The sequence below is a fragment of the Motilibacter peucedani genome, assembly GCF_003634695.1.
Classification (GTDB): domain Bacteria; phylum Actinomycetota; class Actinomycetes; order Motilibacterales; family Motilibacteraceae; genus Motilibacter; species Motilibacter peucedani.
This window is the reverse complement of the sequence record NZ_RBWV01000013.1, coordinates 354822-380733: the sequence shown is the minus strand read 5'-3', so window position 1 is coordinate 380733 and position 25912 is coordinate 354822. Positions and strand designations below refer to the sequence as shown.

General features: G+C 73.7%; 28 protein-coding genes. 15 read left to right on the top strand and 13 right to left on the bottom strand.

The features are described from left to right. Window positions 1-76: 76 nt before the first annotated feature. Genes CLV35_RS14885 through clpS form a run of 3 tightly spaced genes read right to left on the bottom strand, consistent with a single transcriptional unit; the run spans window position 77 to window position 1372 of the window. Window positions 77-484, bottom strand: coding sequence for a Mov34/MPN/PAD-1 family protein (locus CLV35_RS14885; protein ID WP_121194261.1), 408 nt, complete (start codon window positions 482-484; stop codon window positions 77-79). A gap of 10 nt (window positions 485-494) precedes the next feature. Beyond that, window positions 495-1067 (bottom strand): DUF2017 domain-containing protein, encoded by a 573-nt coding sequence (locus CLV35_RS14880; RefSeq protein WP_121194260.1) that lies wholly within the window; start codon window positions 1065-1067, stop codon window positions 495-497. After that, on the bottom strand, window positions 1064-1372 hold the full coding sequence (gene clpS / locus CLV35_RS14875; protein WP_121194357.1) for an ATP-dependent Clp protease adapter ClpS: 309 nt from the start codon (window positions 1370-1372) through the stop codon (window positions 1064-1066). Before clpS ends, CLV35_RS14880 begins: the two co-directional genes overlap by 4 nt. A 27-nt stretch (window positions 1373-1399) precedes the next feature. On the opposite strand from clpS, the gene CLV35_RS14870 reads away from it, so the two are divergent. From CLV35_RS14870 to CLV35_RS14860, 3 genes are all read left to right on the top strand, one after another. Then, on the top strand, window positions 1400-2707 hold the full coding sequence (locus CLV35_RS14870) for a nicotinate phosphoribosyltransferase (protein ID WP_121194259.1): 1308 nt from the start codon (window positions 1400-1402) through the stop codon (window positions 2705-2707). 58 nt (window positions 2708-2765) lie between these two features. Beyond that, window positions 2766-3248 (top strand): membrane protein insertion efficiency factor YidD, encoded by a 483-nt coding sequence (yidD, locus tag CLV35_RS14865; protein WP_121194258.1) that lies wholly within the window; start codon window positions 2766-2768, stop codon window positions 3246-3248. Between the two features lie 126 nt (window positions 3249-3374). Next, window positions 3375-4019 (top strand): hypothetical protein, encoded by a 645-nt coding sequence (locus CLV35_RS14860; RefSeq protein ID WP_121194257.1) that lies wholly within the window; start codon window positions 3375-3377, stop codon window positions 4017-4019. A gap of 25 nt (window positions 4020-4044) precedes the next feature. Here the strand turns inward: CLV35_RS14860 and CLV35_RS14855 are convergent, their stop codons facing one another. Beyond that, window positions 4045-5481 carry an aldehyde dehydrogenase family protein gene (locus CLV35_RS14855; protein WP_121194256.1) on the bottom strand — a complete coding sequence of 479 codons (1437 nt, stop codon included), beginning with the start codon at window positions 5479-5481 and terminating at the stop codon, window positions 4045-4047. Window positions 5482-5546: 65 nt separating this feature from the next. Between CLV35_RS14855 and gabT the strand changes: the two genes are divergently transcribed. After that, complete coding sequence (gabT, locus tag CLV35_RS14850; protein WP_121194255.1) at window positions 5547-6905, top strand: 4-aminobutyrate--2-oxoglutarate transaminase; 1359 nt, start codon at window positions 5547-5549, stop codon at window positions 6903-6905. Here the strand turns inward: gabT and CLV35_RS14845 are convergent. Continuing rightward, entirely contained in the window at window positions 6893-7663 is a 771-nt protein-coding gene (locus tag CLV35_RS14845) for a class I SAM-dependent methyltransferase (RefSeq protein ID WP_121194254.1), read from the bottom strand. The genes gabT and CLV35_RS14845 overlap by 13 nt on opposite strands. Window positions 7664-7782: 119 nt before the next feature. On the opposite strand from CLV35_RS14845, the gene CLV35_RS14840 reads away from it, so the two are divergent. After that, window positions 7783-8589: a sugar phosphate isomerase/epimerase family protein gene (locus CLV35_RS14840; RefSeq protein ID WP_121194253.1), complete on the top strand. Its 807-nt coding sequence runs from the start codon at window positions 7783-7785 to the stop codon at window positions 8587-8589. Continuing rightward, window positions 8586-9719, top strand: a complete 1134-nt coding sequence (locus CLV35_RS14835) for a Gfo/Idh/MocA family protein (RefSeq protein WP_121194252.1) — start codon at window positions 8586-8588, stop codon at window positions 9717-9719. Before CLV35_RS14840 ends, CLV35_RS14835 begins: the two co-directional genes overlap by 4 nt. Here the strand turns inward: CLV35_RS14835 and CLV35_RS14830 are convergent. Together CLV35_RS14830 and CLV35_RS14825 are read right to left on the bottom strand one after the other, a co-directional pair. Next, a complete protein-coding gene (locus CLV35_RS14830) occupies window positions 9716-11089 on the bottom strand; it encodes a family 16 glycosylhydrolase (RefSeq protein ID WP_121194251.1) in 1374 nt (457 codons plus the stop codon). The two genes, CLV35_RS14835 and CLV35_RS14830, sit on opposite strands and share 4 nt — an antisense overlap. Window positions 11090-11473: 384 nt before the next feature. Further along, window positions 11474-11926, bottom strand: coding sequence for a MarR family winged helix-turn-helix transcriptional regulator (locus CLV35_RS14825; RefSeq protein ID WP_147431983.1), 453 nt, complete (start codon window positions 11924-11926; stop codon window positions 11474-11476). An 80-nt stretch (window positions 11927-12006) separates the two neighbouring features. Between CLV35_RS14825 and CLV35_RS14820 the strand changes: the two genes are divergently transcribed. Then, window positions 12007-12480 (top strand): hypothetical protein, encoded by a 474-nt coding sequence (locus CLV35_RS14820; protein ID WP_121194249.1) that lies wholly within the window; start codon window positions 12007-12009, stop codon window positions 12478-12480. A gap of 2 nt (window positions 12481-12482) precedes the next feature. Further along, on the top strand, window positions 12483-12761 hold the full coding sequence (locus CLV35_RS14815; RefSeq protein ID WP_121194248.1) for a hypothetical protein: 279 nt from the start codon (window positions 12483-12485) through the stop codon (window positions 12759-12761). Window positions 12762-12767: 6 nt separating this feature from the next. On the opposite strand, the gene CLV35_RS14810 is transcribed toward CLV35_RS14815, so the two are convergent. Further along, window positions 12768-13640 (bottom strand): helix-turn-helix transcriptional regulator, encoded by an 873-nt coding sequence (locus CLV35_RS14810; RefSeq protein WP_121194247.1) that lies wholly within the window; start codon window positions 13638-13640, stop codon window positions 12768-12770. 139 nt (window positions 13641-13779) lie between these two features. On the opposite strand from CLV35_RS14810, the gene CLV35_RS14805 reads away from it, so the two are divergent. Genes CLV35_RS14805 through CLV35_RS14795 form a run of 3 tightly spaced genes read left to right on the top strand, consistent with a single transcriptional unit; the run spans window position 13780 to window position 15658 of the window. Then, complete coding sequence (locus CLV35_RS14805; protein ID WP_121194246.1) at window positions 13780-14520, top strand: SDR family oxidoreductase; 741 nt, start codon at window positions 13780-13782, stop codon at window positions 14518-14520. Then, window positions 14517-15416 (top strand): SDR family oxidoreductase, encoded by a 900-nt coding sequence (locus CLV35_RS14800; RefSeq protein WP_121194245.1) that lies wholly within the window; start codon window positions 14517-14519, stop codon window positions 15414-15416. The genes CLV35_RS14805 and CLV35_RS14800 overlap by 4 nt, the downstream gene beginning before the upstream one ends. A gap of 35 nt (window positions 15417-15451) precedes the next feature. Beyond that, window positions 15452-15658, top strand: a complete 207-nt coding sequence (locus CLV35_RS14795; protein WP_121194244.1) for a tautomerase family protein — start codon at window positions 15452-15454, stop codon at window positions 15656-15658. 42 nt (window positions 15659-15700) lie between these two features. Here the strand turns inward: CLV35_RS14795 and CLV35_RS14790 are convergent, their stop codons facing one another. After that, window positions 15701-16258 (bottom strand): CGNR zinc finger domain-containing protein, encoded by a 558-nt coding sequence (locus CLV35_RS14790; RefSeq protein WP_121194356.1) that lies wholly within the window; start codon window positions 16256-16258, stop codon window positions 15701-15703. Window positions 16259-16343: 85 nt separating this feature from the next. On the opposite strand from CLV35_RS14790, the gene CLV35_RS14785 reads away from it, so the two are divergent. Genes CLV35_RS14785 through CLV35_RS14775 form a run of 3 tightly spaced genes read left to right on the top strand, consistent with a single transcriptional unit; the run spans window position 16344 to window position 20500 of the window. After that, window positions 16344-17351, top strand: coding sequence for an EamA family transporter (locus tag CLV35_RS14785; protein WP_121194243.1), 1008 nt, complete (start codon window positions 16344-16346; stop codon window positions 17349-17351). A gap of 54 nt (window positions 17352-17405) precedes the next feature. Then, window positions 17406-18311, top strand: a complete 906-nt coding sequence (locus CLV35_RS14780; RefSeq protein ID WP_121194242.1) for an NAD-dependent epimerase/dehydratase family protein — start codon at window positions 17406-17408, stop codon at window positions 18309-18311. Further along, on the top strand, window positions 18308-20500 hold the full coding sequence (locus CLV35_RS14775; protein ID WP_121194241.1) for a glycosyltransferase family 2 protein: 2193 nt from the start codon (window positions 18308-18310) through the stop codon (window positions 20498-20500). The genes CLV35_RS14780 and CLV35_RS14775 overlap by 4 nt, the downstream gene beginning before the upstream one ends. Here the strand turns inward: CLV35_RS14775 and CLV35_RS14770 are convergent. Beyond that, window positions 20401-20898: a GtrA family protein gene (locus CLV35_RS14770; protein WP_183061998.1), complete on the bottom strand. Its 498-nt coding sequence runs from the start codon at window positions 20896-20898 to the stop codon at window positions 20401-20403. The two genes, CLV35_RS14775 and CLV35_RS14770, sit on opposite strands and share 100 nt — an antisense overlap. 2 nt (window positions 20899-20900) lie before the next feature. Next, on the bottom strand, window positions 20901-22064 hold the full coding sequence (locus CLV35_RS14765; RefSeq protein ID WP_121194240.1) for an NAD-dependent epimerase/dehydratase family protein: 1164 nt from the start codon (window positions 22062-22064) through the stop codon (window positions 20901-20903). A 108-nt stretch (window positions 22065-22172) separates the two neighbouring features. On the opposite strand from CLV35_RS14765, the gene CLV35_RS14760 reads away from it, so the two are divergent. Beyond that, the gene (locus CLV35_RS14760) at window positions 22173-23204 is read left to right on the top strand and encodes a LacI family DNA-binding transcriptional regulator (protein ID WP_121194239.1); all 1032 of its coding nucleotides are present in this window, start codon (window positions 22173-22175) and stop codon (window positions 23202-23204) included. On the opposite strand, the gene ald is transcribed toward CLV35_RS14760, so the two are convergent. Together ald and CLV35_RS14750 are read right to left on the bottom strand one after the other, a co-directional pair. Beyond that, window positions 23188-24291: an alanine dehydrogenase gene (gene ald, locus CLV35_RS14755; RefSeq protein ID WP_121194238.1), complete on the bottom strand. Its 1104-nt coding sequence runs from the start codon at window positions 24289-24291 to the stop codon at window positions 23188-23190. The two genes, CLV35_RS14760 and ald, sit on opposite strands and share 17 nt — an antisense overlap. Beyond that, window positions 24288-25859, bottom strand: a complete 1572-nt coding sequence (locus tag CLV35_RS14750; RefSeq protein ID WP_183061997.1) for an APC family permease — start codon at window positions 25857-25859, stop codon at window positions 24288-24290. Before CLV35_RS14750 ends, ald begins: the two co-directional genes overlap by 4 nt. Window positions 25860-25912 lie beyond the last annotated feature (53 nt).

The following is a 25912-nucleotide window of genomic DNA, read 5'->3' as shown; positions in this document are numbered from 1 at the left end:
ACTTGCTGAGCTCGCTGAACCGGACCACATCCCGCAGCGCCGCGGGGACACCAGGCTATTCCAGGCGTGAGCGGCCTCACTCCACGACGCTGACCGGCTCCTCGGTGACCTCGCCGTCGACGATCCGGTAGGAGCGCACGACCGCGGTGTCGGGGTCGGCGGTCGAGACGAGCACGTAGTGCGCCGAGGGCTCCTGCGCGAGCGAGACGTCCGTGCGCGACGGGTAGGCCTCGGTCGCCGTGTGCGAGTGGTAGATCACCACCGGCTCCTCGTCGGCGTCGTCCATGGCCCGCCACACCTGCAGCTGCTCCATCGAGTCGAACTCGTAGAACGTGGGCGAGCGCGCTGCGTTCAGCATCTCGACGTGACGCGTGGGCCGGTCGGAGCCGGCAGGCCCGGCGAGCACGCCGCACGCCTCGTCGGGGTGGTCTCGCCGGGCGTGGGCGACCATGGCGTCGTGCAGGGCGCGAGGGAGTTCGAGCACGCGCCGAAGCCTAGGCGCGGGCTGCGCGCGGCGAGGGCGGCGGGTCGCCGGCGGCCTGCACCAGCCGCTCCTGCATCTCGGTGAGGTACTCGTAGACCGCGTAGGAGTACGCCGCCGGGTCGTCCTCGTCGAGCGCTGCCACCTGCTCGGTCCAGTCCTCCTCGATGTCGAGCCGCACGCCGAGCGCGAGCCGCGCGTCGTTGAAGGCGGTGAGCCACGCGAGCAGCTCGTCGGGCTGCAGGCGTACGGGCATCGGGGAGTCGAGAGCGGCGAGCACCGTACGCGCCGCCGCCCGCTTGCGCTCGCGCAGTCCCAGCTCGGTGTAGCGGCGGAACTCCGCCGCCGCCTCGGGATCCTCCGGGTACGCGTCGGGCAGCAGCCGCGCGAGCGCCGGGTCCTCGGGCGGCGCGGTCGCGACGCCGATGCCCAGCTGGGCGGCCAGCGGGTCGGCCGGCGCCGACGAGGAGTCCTCGAGCAGGGAGAGCATCTCGCCGAAGATCCCGCTCAGCAGCCGCGCGGCATCGGCGTCGAGCGAGACCTCCACGCCGCCGCCGGGCGCGCGGGAGAACCACGGCCAGCTCATGCGTCCTTCTGCATCGTCGCCCAGAGCCCGAAGCCGTGCAGGGCCTCCACGTCGCGCTCCATCTCCTCGCGCGTGCCGTGCGACACGGCCGCCCGGCCCTCCTGGTGCACGTCGAGCATGAGCTTGTCGGCCTTTTCCTTCGAGTAGCCGAAGTAGTGGCGGAACACCCACGCCACGTAGGACATCAGGTTGACCGGGTCGTTCCAGACGATCGTGACCCAGGGCGCGTCCAGCACGAACGAGAGGTCCTCGTCGAGCTCGGGGCGCGTGGGCGCGTCGACGGGAGCGGCGGACACGACGCCCAGGGTAGGGGAGCCGCCGGGCGGGGGAGCATGCGTAGGGTGCCCAGAGTGATCGACGCCTCGACCGCGCTGCTGACCGACCACTACGAGATCACCATGCTCCAGGCGGCGCTGCGCTCCGGCACGGCCCACCGGCGGGCGGTCTTCGAGGTGTTCGCCCGCCGTCTGCCTGACGGCCGCCGCTACGGCGTGGTCGCGGGCACCGGGCGCCTGCTCGACGCCGTCGAGAACTTCCGGTTCGGGCCCGACGAGCTCGCGTCGCTGGCCAAGGCGGGCATCGACCGGCCCACGATCGACTGGCTCGCGGACTACCGCTTCACCGGCTCCGTCGACGGCTACGCCGAGGGCGAGACCTACGTGCCGAACTCCCCGCTGCTGACGGTGGAGGCGAGCTTCGCCGAGGCGGTGCTGCTCGAGACCCTCGTGCTGAGCATCCTCAACTTCGACTCCGCGGTCGCCGCGGCCGCCAGCCGCATGACGTGCGCCTCGTCGGGGCGGCCCTGCATCGAGATGGGCTCGCGCCGGGCGCACGAGCAGGCCGCAGTGGCCGCGGCGCGGGCTGCCTACGTCGCCGGGTTCGCCGCCACCTCCAACCTCGAAGCCGCCCGCCGGCACGGCATCCCGTCGACAGGCACGAGCGCGCACGCCTTCACCCTGCTGCACGACACCGAGGAGCAGGCCTTCGCGGCGCAGGTCGCTGCGCTCGGGCCGGGCACGACGCTGCTGGTCGACACCTACGACGTGGCCCAGGGCGTGCGCAACGCGGTCGCTGCCGCCGGCCGGGCGCTCGGGGCGGTGCGCCTCGACTCGGGCGACCTGGTGACCCAGGCGCGCGAGACGCGGGCGCTGCTCGACGAGCTCGGCGCGGACCAGACCCGCATCATCGTGACGAGCGACCTCGACGAGTACGCGATCGCCGGCCTCGCTGCCGCGCCGGTCGACGGCTACGGCGTGGGCACCTCGCTGGTCACCGGCTCGGGCGCGCCGACGGCTGGCCTGGTCTACAAGCTCGTCGCGCGCGAGGACTCGAGCGGCGAGCTGCGCCCTGTCGAGAAGCGCTCGCTCAACAAGACCAGCCGAGGTGGTCGCAAGTGGGCAGCGCGGCGCTACGGCGACGACGGGCACACGAGCGAGGAGGTCGTGGGCATCGGCTACGACGTGCCGGCCGGCGAGACCGGCCGCCCGCTGCTGGTGCCGCTCGTACGCGGTGGCGAGGTCGTCGGCCGCGAGCCGCTCGCCGACGCACGCGACCGGCACGCCCGCTCGCTGGCCGAGCTGCCGGTCGAGGCGCACGCGCTCTCGCGCGGCGAGCCGGCGCTGCCGACGACCTTCGAGTGACCCGCAGCAGGTTTGAGCGGGTCCCTCACCGGTGACTCGGTCGGGATCGGAGGTTCGCATGGTCTGGGTGAACTGGGGCGGTCGCCGCCCCCCGCGCGGCTACGGCTCCTACGGCCCGTTCGGCGGCTACGGACGCGGTGGCTACGGACGCGGCGGCGGCTACTACGGGCGCGGCGGCGGCGGCTGCCTGCGCGACGTCTTCCTGCTCGAGACCGGCTGCTGCCTGGCCGAGATGCTCGGCTGCGGTCCGCAGCTCCTGCTCGTGGCCCCCGCCGCGGTGTCCCTCCTGCGGGCGCCCGCGGCGCGCGGCACCGGGGGCACGTCGCGGGCCGAGCGGCTCATCCGGCTCTACCAGTCGCGGATCAGCACCCGGCGGGAGAGGCCGTGCTGCCGCATGACCCCGTCGTGCTCGGAGTTCGCGATAGAGGCGCTGCACACGCACGGCACCCTGCACGGCGTACGCCTCACCGCCGGCCGCATCCTGCGCTGCCGTCCGGGCGGCACCAGCGGCTACGACCCTGTCCCGCCTGCTCGCGCCTGACGGCCCCCGCAGGAGGCGGTTGACCCGGAGCACCGTCCGGGTGAGGTGCGGGAAGCACCGCGTACGCGTCGGTCCCTGCCGCTAGGGTCGGCGCGGCACCCCGCCGCGCCCACTCCAGGAGCTCCCGTGCGTCTCGTCCGGCCCTTCGCACTCGTCTCGACCGCGGTCGGCGTCGCCGCGGTCACCGGCCTGCTCGCCGCTCCTGCGGACGCAGCGCCGGCTCCGGCGCCGAAGGTCACCACGGCGAAGGTCCGTGCCTCGCTGCTCGACGCGACGGACCTGGAGAAGGGCTGGAAGCACGTCTCGGCCCCTCACGGCGCGGGCTTCGGCTGCCTGTTCCGGGGGCCGAAGTCGGTTGGCATGGTCTCGCACGCGCACACCGACTGGCAGTACGGCAAGGAGGCCGCCTACCTGTCCGAGAGCGTCCAGTCCTACGCCACGCCGGCGCAGGCCCGCACCGACCTGACGCAGAGCGTCGCAGCCGTCGCGACGTGCCGCTCCGTCGTCGAGGACGGCACGCGGTGGACCGTCCGCCGGGTGCCGATCTCGCGGCGCGGCGACTCGGCGGCGCTGTTCCGCGTCACGGGCACCGTCGTCGACGGCAAGGACCGGATCCCGGTGACGACCTACCTGGCCGCCGCCGTCTACGGCCGCCAGGAGATCGCGGTCATCACGGCGGTCGCGGCGCAGGACAGCCCCGAGCTGCACGCCGGCGCCGTCGAGGTCCTCGACGGGGCGCTGGCCAAGGTCAAGGCACTCCTCCCCCGCTGACGGGCGGCGGAGGACCCGCCGCCGGTCAGACGCTGATGCCGGTGAGCACGGTGACGCGCTCGTAGGTCAGGTCGGCCATCGCGGCGGCGACTCCCTCGCGCCCGACGCCGGACTCCTTGGCGCCGCCGTAGGGCATCTGGTCGGCGCGGAAGCTCGGCACGTCTCCGACCACGACGCCGCCGACCTCGAGCTCGACGCCGGCGCGGAACGCGATGCCGAGGTCGCGGGTGAAGACGCCGGCCTGCAGCCCGTAGCGCGAGGCGTTGACGCGCTCGAACGCCTCGTCGACCGAGCCGACGGGCGCGAGCACCACGACCGGGCCGAAGACCTCCTCGCACGAGACCTTCGCCTCGTCGGGCACGTCGGCGAGCACGGTCGGCGCGACGGTGGCGCCGTCCCGCGTACCCCCCGTCAGCAGCCGCGCGCCGGCGCCCACCGCGTCGGAGACCCAGCTCTCGATGCGCTCGGCGGCGCGCTCGTCGATCACGGGCCCGACGTCGGTCTTCTCGTCGCGCGGGTCGCCGGTGACCAGCGCCTCGCTGGCGGCGACGACCTTCGCGGTGAGCTCGTCGTAGACCGAGGCGTCCGCGTAGACGCGCTGCACCGAGATGCACGACTGTCCGGCCTGGTACATCGCGAACGTCGCGATCCGCGAGGCCGCCCGGTCGAGCTCGGCGCCCGTGGTGTCGGCGCACACGACGACCGCGGCGTTGCCGCCCAGCTCGAGCGTCACGTGCTTGCGGGGCACCCGGTCCAGGATCGACCAGCCCACCGGACCGGAGCCGGTGAACGAGACGACGGGCAGGCGCGGGTCCTGTACCAGCGGGTCCATCTGGTCGTTGGGCACGGGCAGCACCGACCATGAACCCTCGGGGAGGTCGGTCTCGGCGAGGATCTCGCCCAGCAGCAGCGCGGTCAGCGGGGTCGCGGGAGCCGGCTTGACGACGACGGGCGCGCCGACGGCCAGTGCGGGCGCGACCTTGTGGGCCACGAGGTTGAGCGGGAAGTTGAACGGGCTGATGGCGAGGACCGGGCCGTAGGTCACCCGGCGCACGACGGCCATGCGGCCCTCGCCGCCGGCGTCGGTGTCGAGCCGCTGGAGGGTGCCGGAGAAGCGGCGCGCCTCCTCAGCGCCCCAGCGGAACGTCGAGACCGCGCGCGCCACCTCGCCGCGCGCCCACTTCATCGGCTTGCCGTTCTCGGCCGTGATCAGCGCCGCGATCTCGTCCGCGCGCTCGGCGATCCGGCGCGAGACGTGGTCCAGGGCGGCGGCGCGCACGTGGGCGGGCGCCTTCGCGAACGAGTCGCTGACCGCGGCGGCGGCGGCCACGGCCCGCTCGACGTCGTCGGCGGTGGCCCAGCTCGTGGTGCCGACCTGCGAGCCGTCGTAGGGATGGGTGACGGCCAGCTCCTCACCGCTCGTGGTGGCCTTGCCTGCAACCCAGTACGGCGTCGACGTCATGGGACGAGCGTAGGCCCGTGCGGACGGCCTGTGCAGCGGCGTGGGCCAGGGTCCATGCTTCTGCCATGACCGACACGACCACCGCACTGCCCCCGACCCGGCTGCCCCAGGAGCGCCGCCTCGTCACCGACCTGCCCGGACCGGCCTCGCAGCAGCTGGCCGAGCGGCGGGCGGCTGCCGTGACGGCCGCGGTCGGCTCGACCATGCCGGTCTACGCGGCCGACGCCGACGGCGGTGTCGTGGTCGACGTCGACGGCAACTCGCTGATCGACCTGGGCTCCGGTATCGCGGTCACCAGCGTGGGCAACGCGAACCCCGCGGTCGTCGAGGCCGTGCGCGAGGCGGTCGGCCACTTCACCCACACCTGCTTCATGATCACGCCCTACAGCGGCTACGTCGAGGTGTGCGAGCGGCTCAACGCCCTGACACCGGGCGACTTCGCGAAGAAGTCGGCGCTCTTCAACTCGGGCGCGGAGGCCGTGGAGAACGCGGTCAAGGTGGCCCGCCGGGCGACCGGTCGCAGCGCGATCGTGGTGCTCGACCACGCGTACCACGGCCGCACGAACCTCACGATGGCGCTCACCGCGAAGAACATGCCCTACAAGGCAGGCTTCGGGCCGTTCGCCCCCGACGTCTACCGCGTACCCGGCTCCTACCCGTTCCGCGACCCCGAGGGCATGACCGGCGCCCAGGCCGCGGCTCGCGCGATCCGGCAGATCGAGGTGCAGGTCGGCGCAGGCGAGGTCGCCGGCGTCCTGGTGGAGCCGATCCAGGGCGAGGGCGGCTTCGTCGACCCCGCTCCCGGCTTCCTGCCCGCGCTCGCCCAGTGGTGCCGCGACAACGGCGCGCTGTTCATCGCCGACGAGGTGCAGACCGGCTTCTGCCGCACTGGCGACTGGTTCGCCTCCCACCACGAGGGCGTCGAGCCCGACCTCGTCGTGACCGCCAAGGGCATGGCCGGTGGGCTCCCGCTCGCCGGCGTCACGGGTCGCGCCGAGCTCATGGACGCCGTGCACAAGGGCGGGCTCGGCGGCACCTACGGCGGCAACCCGGTCGCCTGCGCGGCCTCCCTCGCGGCCATGGACGTCATGGCGTCCGCCGACCTCGCCGGTGCCGCCAAGCGCATCGAGGAGGCGGTGGTCCCCCGCCTGCGCGCGCTGCAGGACAAGAGCGACCGGATCGGCGACGTACGCGGCCGTGGCGCCATGCTGGCGCTGGAGCTCGTCAAGCCCGGTACGTCCGAGCCCGACTCCGCCGCCGCTGCCGCGATCGCCGCGGCGTGCCACGCGCAGGGCGTCATCGTGCTGACTGCCGGCAGCTTCAGCAACGTCGTACGCCTGCTGCCTCCCCTCGTCATCCCCGCCGACCTGCTCGACGAGGGCCTCGGCGTGCTGGAGGACGCGATCCTCGGCTACGCGGGCTGAGTGACGCGGCCGAGCGCCGCCCACGCCCCGGCGGACAGCTCGAACGGCGGGTCGGGCAGCAGCGCGGCGCACACGTCGCGCAGCTCGGCCCGCCGGCGCTCGTCGAGGCGGGCGACGTACTCACCGGCCGGCCAGACGCCGTAGGTGTAGGGCCGCCACCACTCGTCCAGCGAGGCGAAGCGCGAGGTCACCTCGAGCCGGAGGGACTCGATGTCGCTGAGTCCGGCCGACGTCATCAGCTCCGCCAGCTCGCCCTCGCGCGCGCCGGCCGACCCCGACTCGTCCGTGGTCGCGGGGTCGAGCCGCGCCACGGTGGTCCAGAACGTCGACAGCGGCGACGTGCCGCTGGCGTAGTCCCACACCGAGGCGGCGACCAGGCCGCCGGGTCGCACGACGCGCGCCATCTCGCGCAGCCCCTGCACCGGGTCGGCCATGAAGTGCACGACCAGCTGCGCCGCGGCCCGGTCGAACGAGCTGGTGTCGAAGGGCAGGTCCTCGGCCGCGGCGTGCCGCACGTCGACCTCCGGCAGCCGGGCGCGCGCAGCCTCGACGAAGCTCGCGGACGGCTCGACCGCTGACACCGCGTCCGCACCGAGCCGGTCGACCAGCACCGCCGTCAGCGCGCCCGGGCCGCAGCCGACGTCGAGGGCGCGCATCCCCCGCCGCAGCTCCAGCCGGTCGGCGAGCCGCACCGCGAGCGACTCGGACCAGCGGCCCATGAACTGCGCGTACGCGTCGGCCGGGACGTCGAAGCCCACGACCGGATGCTAGGCGCCGGGCAGGGCTCTGGGAAGGCACGCGCACCCCTGCGCGACCGCGCGCCCGGCGCCCGTGCACGATGGGTGGGCCCCGCCACCCGACTCGAGGAAGAGCCGACATGACGACGCCGGAGACCTCCGTCCAGCTCTACGCCGTGCGCCAGGCGCTCGACGACGACCTCGACGGCACCTTCGCCCGCCTCGCGGGCATCGGGTTCGGCAACGTGGAAGCGTTCGACTTCGTCCGCCGCGTCGACGCGCTGAAGGCCGCCGCCGCCCGCCACGGGCTGGCCGTGCCGACCGCCCACGCCATCCTGCTGCGGGAGACCGCGCAGACGCCGGACGGACTGCTCCAGGTCACGCCGCCCGGGCAGACCATGGCTGCGGCGGCCGAGCTCGGCGTGCAGGTGCTGATCGACCCGTACGTCCCGCTCGACCAGTGGACGACGGCCGACGACATCGCCCGGACCGCTGAGACCATCAACACCCGCGCGCAGGAGGCGGCCTCGCTCGGCTTGCGCGTCGGCTACCACAACCACGAGCACGAGCTGCGGACCCAGGTCGGCGGCCGGCCGGCGCTTGAGGTCTTCGCCGACCAGCTCGAGCCCGACGTGCTCCTCGAGGTCGACCTCTACTGGGCGGCCGCCGGCGGCGCTGACCCGGCGCAGCTGCTGCAGCGGCTGGGCGAGCGCGTCGTCGCGGTGCACGTCAAGGACGGCCCCATGCGGCCGGGCATCACGTCACGGCAGATGCCGCAGGACCAGTCGCCCGCCGGCACCGGCGACGTCCCGCTCGCCGAGGCCCTCGCCGCCGGCTCGTCGCTGAGGTATGCCGTGGTCGAGTTCGACCACTACGAGGGCGACATCTTCGCCGGCATCTCGCAGAGCTACGACTTCCTGCAGCAGACGCTGGAGACCGCCCGATGAGCCGCAGTGGCCCCGTCGGCGTCGGGGTCATCGGAGCCGGCGTCATCAGCGACCAGTACCTCTCGAACCTCGGGTCCTACCCCGACGTCGAGGTCGTGGCGGTCGGCGACATCGACGCCGACAGGGCGGCGGCGCAGGCGACGAAGCACGGCGTACGCAGTTCTGGCGGCGTCGACGCGGTGCTCGCTGACGACGACGTCGAGGTCGTCGTCAACCTCACCATCCCGGCCGCGCACGTCGAGGTCTCGACCGCGGCCCTCGAGGCGGGCAAGCACGTGTGGAGCGAGAAACCGCTCGGCATCGAGCGCGAGGGCGCCAAGGACCTCGTCGACCTGGCCGGGAGCAGGGGCCCGCTGCTCGGCTGCGCCCCCGACACCGTCCTCGGCCCGGGCTGGCAGACGGCCAAGCGGGCGATCGAGGCCGGCGCCATCGGCACCCCGCTCAGCGCCACCACCGCCTTCCAGGGCCAGGGTCCGGACTGGTGGCACCCCGGGCCGGAGTTCCTGTTCGCCAAGGGCGCGGGCCCGCTGTTCGACATGGGCCCCTACTACCTCACGGCGCTCGTGCACCTCGTCGGCCCCATCGCGCACGTGGTCGCCGTGGGCACGAAGGCCGCAGAGGTGCGCACGATCCGCTCGGGTCCGCGCGCCGGCACCGAGTTCCCGGTGGAGGTGCCCACGCACCTGGCGCTGACGAGCATCTTCGAGCAGGGACAGGTGGCCTCCTCGCTCATGAGCGTGGACACCCCGCTGTTCCGCCACGGCGTCTTCGAGGTCAACGGCACCGAGGGAACGCTGGTGCTGGGCGACCCCAACTACTTCGGCGGGTCGGAACTCCGGGTCTACCGCCCGATGGTCGAGCACGACCGCAGCAAGCCCCAGCCGTACGAGATCCTCCCGGAGGAGGGGCCCCTGTCCGGACGCGGGGTCGGCGCCCTCTGCATGGCGCGGACCCTGCGCGGTGGCGACGTGCACGTCGCCACCGGGCAGGTCGCCTACCACGTGCTCGACGTGATGGTCAGCGCCGAGGAGTCCGTGCAGCGCAAGGAGTTCGTCGAGGTCGCCAGCACCGTCGACCCGGTGCCGGCGCTGCCCGCCGACTTCGACCCCTTCGCCGCGACGCTGGCCTAGCGCTGGTAGACGCGTACGTAGTCGACCGCGTAGTCCGCGGGGAACTTCGTGTGCCCGGTGGGCAGACCGGGCCACGCGCCGCCGATCTGCAGGTTCAGGCGGATGTGGAACTTGCGGCCGCCGTCGAAGGCCGCGCTGAGCCACGAGGTCGTGCTGCGGTCGCGCGAGTAGGTGAGCTCACCGTCGACGTACCAGCGGATCGCGCCCTTCTCCCACTCCACCGCGTACGTGTGGTAGCCGTCGGACATCGTCCCGCCCTTGGGATAGGCGGCCTTCGACTGACCCTTCACGCTGCCGTCGGTCTTGTACCAGAGCGTCTGGCTCACGTGGTCGTAGTTCTTCTCGCCCGGGTCGGAGCCGACGGCCTCCATGATGTCGAGCTCACCCAGCCCGCCGTCGTCGGGCCGCAGCCAGAAGGCGGGCCACAGGCCCTTCGAGGAGCCGGCCTGCGTCGGCATCTTGGCGCGCATCTCGTAGCGGCCGTAGGCCGTCGAGAACTTGCCGATGGTGTCGAGGTACCCCGAGGTGAAGCTGCCGTTGTAGCCGCCGCACTTCATGTTCTCGCGCTGGCCGACGATGTGCAGCGAACCGCCGCTGACCGAGACGTTCTTGCTGCGGTTGGTCAGGCAGGAGCGCTCGTAGCCGTTGTGGTCGTTGTTGCGCACGTTCCACTTCGAGCCGTCGACGCTCGACCCGTCGAACTCGTCGTCCCACACGCGGTGCCACCCCGAGGGCGAGGGGCTGCTGGTGGGGGTCGGGGTGGGCGTCGGCGTGGGCGCAGGTGCCGGCGGCGCGTCAGCCGCACCGGTGGCGGTCAGCGAGACGTCGTCGACGTCGAGGCTGCCACCGCCGGCCAGCGACCAGGCGAGGACGTTGAGGTCGACGGTCGCGCCGTCGGCGGCAGCCGTGTAGGTGGTCTTGACCTGGTGCCACTTCGTGTCGGTCAGCCACACGGTGCCCTTGCGCTGGCCCTCGAGCGACGAGCCGGCGTACTCCATGAGGCGGACACCGGCGGAGGTGCCGGCGCGGCTGGCCTTCACCCACGCGGACGCCGTGTAGGTCGCGCCCTTCGTGGTCGAGACCACCGTGTTGGTGCGGTCGTTGAGCGCGACGGTGGCAGCGCCGCTGCGCGGGTTGCCCACGTGCGCCGAGGCGGAGCCCGAGTGGTGGGCGCCGGTGGTGCTCAGGGTCGAGCCGGACGAGGCGAACCAGCCGCTGGTGCCGCCTTCGAAGCCGCCGTTGGCGACGAGGTCGCGCGGCGCGGCGGAAGCGTGCGGCGCGGTGGTGGTGAGGGTCGCGGCGACCGCGCCGACGAGCAGCAGGCTGGCGGCGGCGGTCAGCGGTCGACGAGTCGGGGCAGGGTGGTGCACGGGTACTCCGGGGTCGGGGTTGCGGGTGTGGCTCGGCTCGTGACGGAGCGGGACGCTCCTGGCCTCGCGGCCCCCCCAGCCCGGGCGTAGGGCCCGAGCTCCTCGAACGCGCCGGTGGCGACGGGAGCACCAGGTGTCTCACCCGGCCGGCCCTGCATCGAACTGCAAGGCTCCCTGTCGACTGCGCGCCATCATGCTGCCCCACGGAGGGCGGTTTGCACCAATCCCAGCGCCGGTTTGAGACGCGGCTCACTCGAACCGCCGCGGGCGCGCGACGTCGAGAAGTCGTTGCGCGCCAAGCGAAACGACTACGTGCCGTCACGGACGGCGAAGACGTCGTGGGCGCCCCTCACTCAGCGCGACGAGTGGTAAGCAGTGGTCCTCCTAGTCATCCGCGGCACGCCCTCTGACGACGACCTCCTCGAACAGGGACACCAACGCCGCGGTGACGGCCGCCCGGTCGGCGGGGTCGAGCGCGGCCAGCATCCGCTGCTCGAGCCGCTCGAAGAGCTCGCGCCCGCGCCGGGCCGCCGCCCTGCCCTCGTCGGTGAGCTGCAGCTCGGCGCGCCGGCCGCGTCCTGGCGGTGTCGCCCGCACGACGAGACCGAGCACCTCCAGCTGTCCCAGGGTCGCCTGCATGCTCTGGGGCGAGACGCGGGCCCGGCGGGCCAGCTCGCTGTAGGAGGTGCCGGGAGCACCGGCGAGGTGGCCGAGGGCAGCGAGGTGCCGGACGGCCAGGCCGTGCTCGGCGAGTTGATCGTTGACCTGCTCGAAGACCTCCCGCCCGACCGACATCACCAGGAAGGCGAGGTTCGGCGGCGGTGGTCCGGGAGGCACGCCCCACAGTCTGCCTGTCGACGAGAGTTTCAGTCAGGCTGTAATCTGCGCTGCGTGACCTCCTCGACCGGCCGGCGCCCGTGACCGCCGTCCTGCTCTGCCTGCACCTGGTCGCCGTCATCGTGCTCGTCGGCCCGATCACCGTCTCGGCGAGCGTGTTCCCCCGCTACGCCGGCGCCGCTGCCGGGCCGTCCGAGCGCGCCCCGGCGGCGCGGGCGGTCGCCGGCGCGATGCACCGCATCAGCCGCAGCTACGCGCTGCCGGCGCTCGCCGTACCCGTCCTCGGCATCGGCACGGCGACCGCGCTCGGCGTCCTCGCCGACGCCTGGGTGCTGCTGTCCATGGCCCTGACGGCTGTCGCTGCCGCGGTCCTCGTGCTCGCGGTGGTGCCCGGGCAGCGCGCCGTCCTGGCCTCGCTGGACGACCAGGAGGCGGGTACGCAGCTGTCGGCGCTCCTGGGCCGGCTGCGGGCCGTCACGGGCGGCTTCGGCGTGCTGTGGGTGGCGGTCGTCGTGCTCATGGTGGTACGTCCCGGCTCGTCGACGGGGGTGTGAGGGTGGACACCGGCGACGGCCTCGAGCCGGCGTCCGCGGCACGGCGTACGCGGCTGCTGTGGCTGGTCGCGGCGGCCGAGGCGCTCACGCTCGCGGTGCTGCTCGTGAACCTGGTCACCCTCCACGTGGAGCCGGTCGCCCAGGCGGTCGGGCCGCTCCACGGCCTGCTCTACGTGTCGGGCGTCGCGCTCGCCTGGCACTCACCGCTGTCGCTGCGGCTCAAGGCGGCCGCCGTCGTGCCGGTCGTGGGCGCCGTGCTCGCCGCCGTGGCGCAGGACTGAGGACCGTCAGGACGAGGCGGGGTCGCGCAGCCCCGCCTCGTCGCGCGAGAGGTCCTGCACGCCGATGACCGAGAGCAGCTGGAGCTGCTCGGCGGCTGCGCTCCCCGGCGAGGCGGTGAAGAAGAGCAGGCGCTGCCGGCCGTCCTCGCTGGCCATGCGCTGGCAGTCGAGCTCGACGACTCCGAGGGCGGGGTGCACGATCCGCTTGCGCACCGAGCGGCGGACCTCGACGTCGCCGGAGTCCCACAGCCGGGCGAACTCCTCGCTGGCCGAGCGCAGCGACGCGACCAGCTCGGCGGCGCGCGCGTCGCGGCCCCGGCGGGCCACCGCCGCGCGCAGGTCGGCGGTGAACTCGCGCGAGTGGCGGGGGTGGTCGTCCTCGGGATAGATCGCACGGCTGTCGGGCTCGGTGAACCAGCGGTAGACGAAGCTCGCGCGCAGACCGGTGCGTGGGCCGGGGTCGCCGAGCAGCGCGGCCGCCATCCGGTTCTGCGCCAGGCACTCGTGCAGGTCGCTGATCACCCGCGTCGGCGTGCCCTCGAGCAGGTCGAGCAGCGCGAGCATGCCCGGCTGCGCCGTGCCGTCCGGACCGGCGCTGCCCACGGTCGGCTGACCGGCGAGGTGGAAGAGGTGGTCGCGCTCGTCGGCACCGAGCCGCAGCGCGCGGGCCAGGGCCGAGAGCATCTGCGGCGAGGGGCGTACGCCCTTGCCGCGCTCCAGCTCGGCGTAGTAGTCGACCGACGCGCCGGCGAGCATCGCCACCTCGTCGCGCCGCAGTCCCGGCACCCGGCGGCGCGGGCCGGTGGGCAGGCCGACGTCGGCCGGCCGGATGCGCGCCCGGCGCGAGGCGAGGAAGGCTCCGAGCTCTGCTGCGTCCACACCACCAGTGTGCCGGGCGGTGCGCGCGCCATCCACGTGCCGCCGACCCACGGGTCAGCGACTCCTGGTTGCCCCGGCCGGACTGGTCCACGGTGGTTGGCGAGGCCGCGACGAGCGGCCGGGACTGGAGGCAGGAGCCATGAGCACAACCACCACGAGGGTCGCGGTCGTCACCGGCGGCAGCCGCGGCATCGGCCGCGGAGTCGTCCGCCGGCTCGCCGCAGACGGGTTCGCCGTCGTCGTCGGCTACGCCGGCAAGCGTGACGAGGCCGATGCGGCGGTCGAGGAGGTCGTCGGGGCCGGCGGGCGCGCACTCGCCGTGCAGGCCGACGTCGCCGACGAGGCAGCGGTCGCGGCGATGTTCGAGGGGGCAGAGGAGGCCTTCGGGGGGGTCGACGTCGTCGTCCACGCGGCCGGTCGCATGACTCTGTCGCCGGTCGCCGAGCTCGACCTCGCCGACCTCGACGCGCTCCACCGCACGAACGTCCGCGGCACCTTCGTCGTCGCGCAGCAGGTGGCTCGCCGCGTACGTGCCGGTGGCGCGCTGGTGCTGTTCTCGACCTCGGTGCTGGGGCGGCCGCTCCCCAGCTACGGCGCGTACGCGGCGAGCAAGGGCGCCGTCGAGGCGCTGACCGCGGTGCTCGCCAAGGAGTGGCGCGGCCGCGACATCACGGTCAACGCCGTGGCGCCGGGACCGGTCGCGACCGACCTGTTCCTCGAGGGCAAGAGCCCCGAGCTGCTGGCACGACTGGCGGACGAGCCGCCGATGCAGCGCCTGGGCACGCCCGAGGACGTCGCCGGCCTGGTCGCGTTCCTCGCCGGGCCCGACGGCCGCTGGATCCACGGCCAGGTCGTGCGCGCGAACGGTGGCCTGGTGTGAGCGGGCGGACGGTCCTCGTCACCGGCGCCTCCAGCGGCTTCGGCGCCCTGACGGTCCGCGCGCTGGGAGCCGCCGGCCACACGGTCTTCGGGGGGATGCGCGGGCTCGAGGGCCGCAACACCGACGCCGCACGGGCGCTGGCCCAGCACGCCCAGGCGAGCGGCTCCGACGTGCACGCCGTCGAGCTCGATGTCAGCGACCAGCGGTCGGTCGACGCGGCGCTCGAGTCGATCCTGTCGACCGGCGCGCGCCTCGACGTGGTCGTGCACAACGCCGGGCACATGGTGCTCGGGCCGGCCGAGGCCTTCACCCCGGAGCAGCTGGCCGAGGTCTACGACGTCAACGTCCTCGGCACGCAGCGCGTGAACCGTGCGGTGCTGCCGCACCTGCGGGCGCAGCGGTCCGGCCTGCTGGTGTGGGTCGGCAGCTCCTCGACGCGCGGCGGGCACCCGCCTTTCCTCGCCCCCTACTTCGCGGCCAAGGCGGCGATGGATGCGCTCGCCGAGAGCTACGCCGCCGAGCTCGCGCGCTTCGGCATCGACACCACGATCGTGGTGCCGGGCGCCTTTCCCTGCGGCACCAACCACTTCGCGCACGCCGGTCGCCCGGTGGACACCGAGCGGGAGGCCGCCTACGACGAGGCCTACGGCGAGCTTCGTCGCGGCCTGCCCGCCAGGCTGGCGTCGCTGGTCCCGTCGGGCAGCGACGTGCAGTCGGTCGCGGACGAGATCGTCCGGATCGTGCAGCTGCCGCGCGCCGAGCGGCCGTTCCGCACGCACGTCGACCCGAGCCGCGACAGCAGCGAAGTGGTCTCTGTGGTAGCAGACCGCATCCGCCACGAGTTCTACCACCGCGCCGGCATCGAGGACCTGCTGTCCCCGAACGACGCACTCTGACCCCGCTCAACCACTGCACACCAAGGAGCACCGCCATGCCGTTCGCCAACCTCAAGGTCCCCGCGGAGACCCTGACCCCCGGGTCCAAGCAGAAGCTCATCGACGCCGTGACCGACGCCTACGCCGCGGTCTACGGCGAGCGCGCCCGGGCCACCACCCTCGTCCTCGTCGAGGAGGTGCCCGAGGGCGGGTGGGGGCTCGGCGGCACCGTCCTCACGGCCGAGATGCTCGGCCGCAGCTGACCCGCAGGCACACGCACAGGACGGCAGGTCCGCATCCCGGGTTCACCGCCCGGCTGCGGACCTCCGCCGTGCGCGGTAGGCAGCGACGTTGGCCTTGTTGCCGCACGTCGCGCTGCAGTAGCGCCGCGAGGAGTTCTTCGACAGGTCGACGTGCACGTCGAGGCAGTCATCAGCGGCGCAGATGCGCAGCCGCCCGAGCTCCTTCATGCGGATCACGTCGACGAACGCCATCGCCGCCTCGACGGCCATGCGCTCGTCGAGCGGGGCCGAGGGGTCGGTCGCGTGCAGGTGGTAGTCCCACTCGCCGTGGCGCACCAGCTGGGGCAGCGCACGGGCGTCGGCGAGCAGGCGGTTGACGATGCGTACGGCCTCGTCCTCGTCGGCCTCCCAGACGGCACGCAGCCGCGGGCGCAGTGCCCGCACCCGCGCCAGCTCGTCCTCGTCGTGGGCTCGCGAGCCGGTCCAGCCCCACTCCTCGACGAAGGCGTCGAGGGCGGCGAGGGCGGGCAGCTCCTCCCCCGGCGTCACCGGGTCGGGCGCGGTGTTGACCAGCGCCGCGGCAGCCTGGAGCGCCACCTCGGTGTCATGAGCGAAAAGCACCTTGACCCCTGACATGACGCAGCCCTACCGTGGGCATCCTTGTCACGAGCATAAGGCCTTTGACCCATGACAGTCGGGAGAGACGATGACCCAGGAGCACCAGCTCGGCAGGGGGTCGGCCCTCGCCGTCGTGTCGGCGGCGACGTTCGGCACCTCCGGCGTCTTCGCGACCGCCCTGCTCGCCGCCGGCTGGACCTCCGGGGCCGCCGTCACGACCCGCGTCGTGCTCGCCGCGCTCGTGCTCACCGTGCCCGCGCTGCTCCAGCTGCGCCGGACGCCCGTCCGCTGGCGCGCGGAGTGGCGCACCCAGCTGGTCTACGGGCTGTTCGCCGTCGCGGTGGCCCAGCTCTGCTACTTCAACGCCGTCCACCACCTCTCGGTCGGCGTCGCCCTGCTGCTCGAGTACTCCGGCAGCCTGCTGGTCGTCGGCTGGACCTGGCTGGTCGACGGGCGCCCGCCCAGCCGGCTCACCGCCGCCGGCATGGCCGTCGCGCTGGCCGGGCTGGTGCTCGTGCTCGAGGTCTGGCGGGGCAGCTCGATCGACCTCGTCGGCGTCACGTGGGGCATGGGCGCAGCTGTCGGGCTCGCGGTCTACTTCGTCATCTCCAGCCGCACGGGCAGCAGCCTGCCGCCGTTGGTCAGCGCCTGGGCCGGGCTCGCCGTCGGCGGCATCGGCCTCGCAGCCGCCGCGGCGGTCGGAGCGCTCCCGTTCTCGGCCACGACCACCGACGTCACGCTCGCCCACACCCGGCTGCCTTGGCTCGTGCCGGTGCTCGGGCTCGCCCTCGTCGCGGCGGTCGTGGCCTACTGCACCGGCATCGCCGCAGCCCGCCTGCTGGGCGCCACCCTGGCGACGTTCGTGGGGCTGGCCGAGGTGCTCTTCGCCGTCGTCTTCGCCTGGCTGCTGCTCGGCCAGGAGCCGCACGCCGTGCAGGCAGCCGGCGGAGTGCTCGTGCTCGCCGGCATCGTGCTGGTCCGCCTCGGCGAGCGCCCTGTGTCCGAACGCGCCGCGCCGTCGCCGCAGGCAGGCGCGGCGCGCGTTCGGACACAGCAGCGGGGGGACGAGCAGGCACAGCCGGCACCCGTAGGGTGAGCCGCGCCCCGGCAGGCCCGGGCGCGCAGGCGCACTGACGAGGAGGACGCGGGCATGCCGCTGCAGGTGCTGGTGACGGGCGGCTCGGGGTTCGTCGGCCGCAGCGTGGTGCCGGCACTGCTGAAAGCCGGCCACCGCGTACGCGTCGTCGACCGCGACGCCTACCCCGACCCTGCCGTGCCCACTGTCGTCGGCGAGCTGCGCGACCCCGCCGTCCGCGCGGCGGCGTTCGCCGCGCCGACCGACGCCGTCGTGCACCTCGCCGCCGTCACCTCGGTCCTGCGCAGCGTCGAGGACCCCGTGGGCACCTACGAGACCAACGTCGCCGTGACCGCCGGCCTGCTCGAGCTGGCCCGCACGACCGCTGCGCGCCGCTTCCTGCTCGCCTCGACCAACGCGGTGGTCGGCGACGTCGGCACCGCCACGATCACGGAGGACTCGCCGCTGCGGCCGCTGACGCCCTACGGCGCCACCAAGGCGGCCGGCGAGATGCTGCTCTCCGGCTACCTCAGCCAGGGGCTGTCGACCTGCGCGCTGCGCTTCAGCAACGTCTACGGCCCGGGCATGGCGCACAAGGACAGCTTCGTCCCGCGGCTGATGCGCGCCGCGCTCGCGGGCGGGGGCGTCAGCGTCTACGGCGACGGCACCCAGGTGCGCGACCTCATCCACGTCGCCGACGTCGCCCGCGGCGTGCTCCTGGCGCTCGGCAGCGAGGTGACCGGGCCCGTCATCCTCGGCGCCGGCTCCTCGGTGCGCGTGCTCGACATCGTCGAGGCGGCCCGCCGCGCGACAGGGCGCGAGATCCCGGCCGAGCACGTGCCGCCCAAGCCCGGCGAGATGCCCGCGGTCATCGTGGAGCCCGCCCGGGCACGCGCCCTCGGCTGGTCCCCGACCGTCTCGCTCGAGGACGGCCTGCGCGGCGTGTGGCAGGAGTTCCGCGCCGCCGCGCAGACGGCGTGACGCGTACGCTGCGGCCGCTGCTGCGCCGCCACCGGCTCCTGGCGCTGCTGGTCGCAGCCGGCGTGGTGCTGCGGGTGCTCTGCCTGCTGGCGTGGACGCCGGCGATGCTCTTCATCGACTCGTGGCAGTACGTCGTCAACCGCATCGAGCTCGACCCCTCGATGCAGGACCCCATCGGCTACTCGATGGCGCTCAAGGTGCTGGTGCCGACCGTCGGGCTGCAGGGCGTCGTCGTGCTGCAGCACCTGGCCGGCCTCGCGACGGCGCTGGCGGTCTACGCGGTCGTGCTCCGACGGGGCGGGCGACCCTGGTTGGCCGCTCTGGCCACCGCGCCGCTGCTCCTCGACGGCTACCAGCTCGTCCTGGAGCAGTACGTCATGTCGGACGTGCTGTTCGAGCTGCTCCTCGTGGGCGCGGCGGTCGCGCTGTCGTGGCGGCGCCGGCCCGGCGTCGTCGGGGCGGCGGTCGCCGGAGTGCTCGTCGGCTGCTCGGTGGTCGTGCGCTCGGTCGGCGAGCTCGTGGTCGTGCCGCTCGCGATCGCGGTGCTGCTGGTCGCGGGCCGTGCGTGGCGGCGCGGCTTCGTGACCGCCCTGGCGCTGGTCGTCGGTGCGGCGCTGCCGCTCGGCGTCTACGCCTCCTACACGCACGCGAAGACCGGCCACTACGCCGTGGCGAGCTCCGGCGCGCAGTCGCTCTACGCGCGGGTCGCGCACGTCGTCGACTGCGACCGGCTCGAGCTGCCGGCCTCGGAGCGGCCGCTCTGCCCGCGCGAGCCGGCGGGATCCCGGCACCCGATCGACTGGTACGCGAACAACCCGGCGAGCCCGTGGAAGTCGCTGCAACCCGCGGACGGCAAGACGGTGCAGCAGCTGATGCGCGACTTCTCGAAGCGCGCCATCCGCGACCAGCCCCGGGCCGTCGCCGCCGACTACCTCCACGACGCCACGAAGGCGCTGCGCTGGACGCGCTGGGCGACCCGCGCCGACGTGCCGACCTACTACTGGGAGTTCCAGACGCACTACCCGGTCTGGGCGCCGCAGGACCCGGTCGCGCAGCTCGCCACGCTCGACGAGCACCCGCGGGTCTACCCCCGGGTCGCACGCGTCCTGCGCGCCTACGAGCTGAACGGCGGCACCACGCCCGGACCCGTCGTCGGGCTCGCCGCCGTGCTCGCCCTCGCCGGCGCCGTCCTGCGCAGGCGCAGCACCGCCGCCCGCACCGCCCTGCTGTGGCTGGTCCCCGGCCTCGCCGTCACCCTCGGAGCCGACGTGTTCGAGTTCTCCTGGCGCTACCAGGTGCCCGCCCTGCTGCTCGTCGTCCCCGCCGGGGCGATGGGGCTCGCGGCGCTGCTCGGCCCGCGGGCGCCGCGGCTGGCACCGTTCCCCGACGACGTGGACGACGCCGCCCTGCGTGCCTTCGCCCTGCGCCACGGCGAGCCGCGGCTCGGGCCCGTGGTGGTCGTGATCGCCGCCTACGACGAGGAGGGCTCGATCGCCTCGACCCTCGACGGGCTGCCGCGCCATCTCGACGGCACCCGCGTCGACGTGGTCGTGGTGGTCGACGGGGCCACCGACGGCACGGCCGCCGCGGCGGAGGGGCACGACGCGTACGTGGTCGACGTCCCGGTCAACCGCGGGCAGGGCGCCGCCTTGCGGCTGGGCTACCGGCTCGCCGCCGCCCACGGCGCGCAGGTCGTCGCGACGACCGACGCCGACGGGCAGTACGACCCCGGGGACCTCGCCGCCGTCGTCGGCCCGGTGCTGCGCGGCGAGGCCGACTTCGTCAGCGGGTCACGGGCGCTGGGGCGCAACGAGGGCGCCACAGCCGTACGCCGCCTCGGCACGCCGTTCTTCGCCCGGCTGGTGAGCCTGCTCGCCCGGCACCGGGTGACCGACACGTCGTTCGGGCTGCGCGCGATGCGCGCCGAGGTGGCGACCGCGGTGCAGCTGACCCAGCCGCAGTACCAGTCGTCCGAGCTGCTGCTCGAGGTGCTGCGCCGCGGCTACCGCGCGCAAGAGGTGCCGGCGACCATGCGCGCCCGCGGGTCGGGCTCGAGCAAGAAGGGCCGCGACGCGGTCTACGCGACGCGCTACCTGCGGGTCGTGCTCGGCACGTGGTGGCGGCTGCGCGGCGCGCGCGCCTCCCGGCCGGCTGCCGTCCCACCTCCGGTGGGCGTCGAGAACACGTAGCGGTCGAGGGCGACGTACTTCGCCACGAACAGCACGGCGTAGGTGCCGAGGTAGACCGCGCCCAGCAGCAGCGTGCGCGAGGTGCCCGACAGCGAGCCGGCCAGCGACTCGGCCAGCGTCGTCGTCGCGTAGGCCGCGAGCGCGCTCACGACGCTGACCACGGCGTACCTGCGCAGGCGCACCGCCGTCGAGCCCTCGCGGTGCCGCCACGCCCACCCGATGTTGAGGGCGTAGTTGGGCACCGCGCCGGCGAGGAAGCCCGCGACGTTGGCCGCGAGGGTCGAGCCGCCCGCGGCCACCACGGCCACGAAGACCAGCTCGCTCGTCACCGCAGCGACGACGGAGCCGATGCCGTAGCGCGAGAACGTGCGCAGGTGCCGCCGGGCGACGGCGCGCACGGTCAGGTCTGCCGCGGGTTGGCGTGCCGGCGCCAGTCGACCTGCGGGCGGAAGGCCTCGAGGTCGACACGGTCCTTGTGGCGCTCGACCACGTCGATGAGCGAGGTGATCAGCGTGTCGGAGAGCAGGTGCGGCTCCAGCCCGAGGCTCGGCAGCGCGGTGTGGACCACGTTGTAGTAGTGGTCCTCGAGCTCGACGCGCGGGTTGTCGAGGTAGTCGACCTCGACCGGGCCGTTGTAGGCGCTGGCCACCGTCTTGGCGATCTCGGCGACGGAGAAGCTCTCGGTCATCTGGTTGAAGACGCGGAACTCGCCCGCCTCGGCGGGGTTCTCGACCGCCAGCCGGATGCACTCGACGGTGTCGCGGATGTCGAGCATGCCGCGGGTCTGGCCGCCGCCGCCGTAGACGGTGAGCGGCTGGCCGAGCACGGCCTGGATCACGAACCGGTTGAGCACAGTGCCGAAGACGTCGTCGTAGTCGAGCCGGGTCACCAGCCGCGGGTCGCGCACCGACTGCTCGGTCTCGACGCCGTAGACGACCCCCTGGTTGAGGTCGGTGGCGCGCAGGCCCCAGATGCGGGTGGCGAACTCGATGTTGTGGCTGTCGTGCACCTTGGACAGGTGGTAGAACGAGCCCGGCTTCTTCGGGAACAGCACCCGGTCGGTGCGGCCCTTGTGGGTGAGCTCGAGCCAGCCCTCCTCGATGTCGACGTTGGGCGTGCCGTACTCACCCATCGTCCCCAGCTTGACCAAGTGGATCGAGGGGTCGACCTCGGCGATCGCGTAGAGCACGTTGAGGGTGCCCACGACGTTGTTCACCTGGGTGTAGACCGCGTGCTTGCGGTCGATCATGGAGTACGGCGCGGCGCGCTGCTCGGCGTAGTGCACGATCGCGTCGGGGCGGAAGTCGCGGACCGCCTCGACGACCGCCTCGCCGTCCTGGAGGTCGACCACGTAGGTCGGGACCTCGTGGCCGGAGACCTCGCGCCACGCGCGCACCCGGCGCGAGAGCGGCTCGATCGGCGTGAGGCTCTGCACGCCCAGTTCGGAGTCGTACTGGCGGCGCACGAAGTTGTCGAGCGCGCCGACCTCGTGCCCTGCCTCTGAGAGGTACATGACCGTCGGCCAGCCGAGGTAGCCGTCGGCCCCCAGCACGAGTACGCGCATCTCTTCCCTTCCGTCGTCCCCAGCCCGGAGATTGTGTCCTACCTACCTGGGTGCCCGCTGTGCGAAACGCTGGCCGGCCCGTCGGCCGGCCGCTGCTACGGTCGCGCTGTGCCCGACCGGTCCGAGCCGCCGACGCTGAAGGACGTCGCGGCGCGCGCCGGGGTCTCGGTCAAGACGGTGTCGAACGTCGTCAACGGCTACCCGTTCATCTCCTCGGCCACGCGCGAGCGGGTCCAGCAGGCGGTCGACGAGCTGGGCTACCGGCCCAACCTGGCCGCCCGCGGGCTGCGGAGCGGGCGCTCGGGGGTCGTCGCCCTCGCCGTGCCCGAGCTGCGGATGGCCTACTTCGCCGAGCTGGCGCACTTCGTCGTCCAGGCGGCGGCCGCGCGCGGCTGGACGGTCGTCGTCGAGGAGACCGGCGGCTCGGCCGACCGGGAGCGGGCCGCGGCCCTGAGCCGCAGCGGTGCGCTGGTCGACGGGCTGCTCCTCAGCCCCCTGGCGCTCTCCGACGACGAGATCCGGCAGTACGCGACGGAGACCGCCCTCGTGCTGCTCGGCGAGCGCCCGGGTCCGGGGCTCGCCGACCATGTCGCCATCGACAACACCGCGGCCGCCCGCGCGGCCACCGCGCACCTGCTCGACGCCGGACGCGAGCGCGTGGCGGTGGTGGGCGCGCAGAGCGGGCGCAGCAGCCACACGGCCGCCCTGCGGCTCGCGGGCCACCGCGCCGCGCTCGAGGAGCGCGGCCTGCAGGTGCACGACGAGCTGCTCGTCCGTGCCGACGAGTGGCACCGGCAGGACGGCGCCGAGGGCGTGCGCCGGCTGCTCGCCCTCGACCGTCCGCCCGACGCGGTCTTCTGCTTCAACGACCTGCTGGCGCTCGGCGCCCTGCGGGCGCTGCGGGAGGCAGGCGTACGCGTGCCCGACGACGTCGCGGTCGTCGGCTTCGACGACATCGAGGAGAGCCGCTACAGCTCGCCCTCGCTGACGACGGTGTCGCCCGACAAGGCCGGCATCGCGGCCACGGCCGTCGAGATGCTGGCCGACCGGCTCGGGCCGGGCCGTGACGGCCCGGCCCGGTCGGTCTCCGTGGGCCACGAGCTCGTGGTGCGGGAGAGCTCGCTCAGCCCAGCTCCGTGACCGCCACGCCGTGGGCGGCCGCCACCTGCGGGTGCACCACGGCACCGTCGACGACGTTGACGCCGCCGCGCAGGGCCGGGTCGGCCGCCACCGCGTCGCGCCACCCGCGGTCGGCGAGCGCCACCGCGTAGGGCAGCGTCACGTTGGTGAGCGCGTGGGTGGAGGTGTGCGGCACCGCGCCCGGCATGTTGGCCACGCAGTAGAACAGCGAGCCGTGCACGGAGAACACCGGGTCGTCGTGCGTCGTGGGGCGCGTGCCCTCGAAGCACCCGCCCTGGTCGACGGCGATGTCGACGAGCACGGAGCCCGGCAGCATCTGGGCCACCATCGCGTCGGTCACCAGCTTGGGCGCCGCCGCCCCGGGGATCAGGACCGCACCGATCACGAGGTCGGCCGCGACGACCGAGCGCTCGATCTCGTAGGCCGTCGACGCCACCGTGCGCAGCCGGCCCTGGAAGAGCCGGTCGGCCTCGCGCAGGCGCGGCACGTCGCGGTCGACGAGCGTGACCTGCGCGCCCATGCCAGCGGCGATGGTGGCGGCGCTCAGGCCGCTGACGCCGGCACCGAGCACGACCACGTTGGCCGGCCGGACGCCCGGCACGCCGCCCATCAGGACGCCGCGCCCGCCGGGCACCCGCTCGAGGAAGTGCGCCCCGACCTGCGGAGCCATCCGGCCCGCGACCTCGCTCATCGGGGCGAGCAGCGGCAGGGCGCCGTTGGGCAGCTGCACCGTCTCGTAGGCGATGCCGGTGGTGCCCGAGGCGACCAGCGCCTCGGTGCACTCGCGCGACGCCGCCAGGTGCAGGTAGGTGAAGAGCACCTGCCCGCGGCGCATCCTCGGCCACTCCTCGGCGATCGGCTCCTTGACCTTGAGGACCAGCTCGGCCTCGCCCCAGACGTCGTCGGCGGAGTCGAGGATCTTCGCCCCTGCCGACTCGAAGTCGGTGTCGGGGATGGAGGAGCCGGCGCCCGCGTCGCGCTCGACGAAGACCGTGTGGCCGTGGGCCACCAGCTCGTGCACCCCGGCGGGCGTCGCTGCGACGCGGTACTCGTGGCGCTTGACCTCGCGGGGGATCCCGACCTTCACAGCACCTTCTCCTCGGGTACGACGGGACGTGCGGCCCCTGCGAGCGGCGCGGTCGCCGACCCGTCGCGCGCGGCCGGCACGAGCGGTTCGAGCGTCTCGCCGCGGAAGAACGCCGGCGCCCGGCGCTCGTAGACGAGCATCAGCACCACGCCGAGCAGGGCGGAGGCCACCCCCAGCAGGAAGACCCCGCCGACACCGTGGAACGAGGTCTCGCCCGTGTCGGGCTTGATGTCGTCGTAGGCGGTCTTGACGAACGCCGCGAGCAGCATGACCCCGCCGAGGACCGGCAGGATCCCCTTGACCCACAGGTCGCGCGCGCTGCGGCGCAGCTCGTGGCGCAGCTGCCACGCGCACGCGAAGCCCGTCATGCCCAGGTAGAACGCGATGAAGAGGCCGAGGCTGGCGATCGAGTCGGCCAGCACGTCGGTCGAGACCAGCGTGAGCGCGACGTAGAAGAGGATCGAGACGCCACCCATGACGAGCGTGGAGAAGCCGGGCGTCTGGTACCTCGGGTGGATGTCGCCGAAGCGCGCCGGGAAGGCGCGGTAGGCGGCCATGGACAGCGAGGTGCGCGCGGCGGGCAGGATCGTGGTCTGCGTCGACGCAGCCGCCGACGAGAGCACGGCCAGCACGAGGATCTTGCCGCCGGTCGAGCCGAGCACCGAGTTCCCCAGCACCGCGAACACGTCGTCGGCGTTGTCGGGGTTGCCCAGCCCGAGGCCCTCCTGCCCGACGCCGGCGTAGGCCTGCGCCGCGACGGTGATGAGCACGTAGGTCACCAGGAGCAGCACCGTCGACAGGATCGCGGCGCGCCCCGGCGTACGCGTCTTGTCGGCGCTCTCCTCGTTGCACGACACCGCGGTGTCCCAGCCCCAGTAGATGAACACCGCCAGCAGGATCGCTGCGCTGAACGCCGAGAACGACGGGATCTCGAACGGGTTGAACCACGAGAGGGCGGGCTTCACCGACGTGCTGAGCCCGTTGTCGGCGTAGACCTTGACCAGCGCCGTGACCGAGAAGATGAGCAGGGTCACCAGCTCGACCGCGAGCAGCACCACCTGGCTGCGCGCAGACACCTCGATGCCGATGTAGCAGACCCAGGTCATGACGGCGATCCACGCGACGCCCGCCACGGTCGACCAGAACGTGCTGGCGGCCAGGCCGTCCGCGCCGAACAGCAGGAAGCCGTACTCACCGGCGATCTGGGCCAGGTTGGCCATGACCACGACGTCGGCGAGGATCTGCACCCATCCGTTGAACCAGCCCTGCCGCGGGCTGAAAGCGCGCGCGAGCCACTTGAACGACGTGCCGCAGTCGGGGTCGACCGCGTTGAGCTCGCGGTAGGCGATCGCGATGAGCAGCATCGGCACGAACGCCAGCAGCATCACCACCGGCGACTGCAGCCCGACGCCGACCGCGACGAAGCCCAGCGTCGCCGCCAGGCTGTAGCCCGGTGCGGTCGAGGCCACGCCGATGACGACCGACGACAGCAGGCCGAGGGCGCCGGTGCGCAGACCCTTGGACGAGTCCTCCTGCGACGCTGCAGGAGGAGGAGCGGACAGTGCCACGCAGGGCCTCCGTAGGAGATGGGGTGGGGGTCAGTCCTCTGACGACACGAGAG